The following is a 909-nucleotide window of genomic DNA, read 5'->3' as shown; positions in this document are numbered from 1 at the left end:
GGGCCCGCGCCCGTGCGCGCTCCAGCGCCGAAGCGCGGACGACGCCCGGTCGTCGCGGTGCTCGACACGGGCTGCGGCGAGCACGCCTGGCTGCCGTCCGACATCGTCACGCGGCACATCGAGCTCGACGGCGTCCCGGTCGGGCTCACCGACGACGCCGACCCCGAACGCTACCCCGACCTGTACGGGCAGCTCGACGGCGAGATCGACGCGGTGGCCGGGCACGGCACGTTCATCTCCGGGATCGTGCGGCAGACCGCACCCGACGCCGACATCCTGTCGATCCGGGTGGCCGGCGCGCTCGGAGTGGTCGACGAGAGCACCCTGCTGGAGACCGTGGCGCAGGTGGTGGAGCTGCTGCGCCGGCACCGGGAGGACCCGAAGACGGGCTTCCCCATCGACGTGCTCAACCTGTCGCTCAGCTACTACCACGAGACCCCGACCGACGGGCTGTTCAGCCGCACGCTGTACGAACTGCTGGCGAAGGCGCGCGAGCTCGGCTGCGTGGTCGTGTGCTCGGCCGGCAACGACGCGATCGACCGGCCGTCCTTCCCGGCGTCGCTGTGGCCGTGGCCGGGAGCCGACAACGGGCTGCCCGCCGACAAGGGCGCCCCGCACGTGGCCGTCGGCGCCCTCAACCCGTCGTCGCGCTCGGTCGCGCTGTTCTCCAACGTCGGGCCCTGGGTGCACGTGTACGCCCCGGGCGCGGCGGTCGTCAGCACCTCGCCCGCGTTCGTCGGCGGTGCTCAGGCGGCGACCAGGGCCGACGTCGACGGCCTGGTGCGCGAGACGCTCGACCCCGACGACTACCGGGGCGGCTTCGCGGTCTGGAGCGGCACGTCGTTCGCAGCGCCGTACCTCGCCGGTCGCATCGCGGCGGAGCTCGGGGCCGTCCCGGTGGCGGGCGCG

Annotated in this window: 1 protein-coding gene; it reads left to right on the top strand. The window is 74.3% G+C overall.

What is annotated here, in order from left to right; translation table 11 throughout:
• On the top strand, positions 1 to 909 hold a 909-nt coding region (locus DW309_RS02000; protein ID WP_168387139.1), incomplete at both ends, for a S8 family peptidase.

Source organism: Microbacterium sp. K41 (assembly GCF_004794395.1).
GTDB lineage: Bacteria > Actinomycetota > Actinomycetes > Actinomycetales > Microbacteriaceae > Microbacterium > Microbacterium sufflavum.
This window is presented reverse-complemented; position numbering and strand designations above follow the sequence as displayed.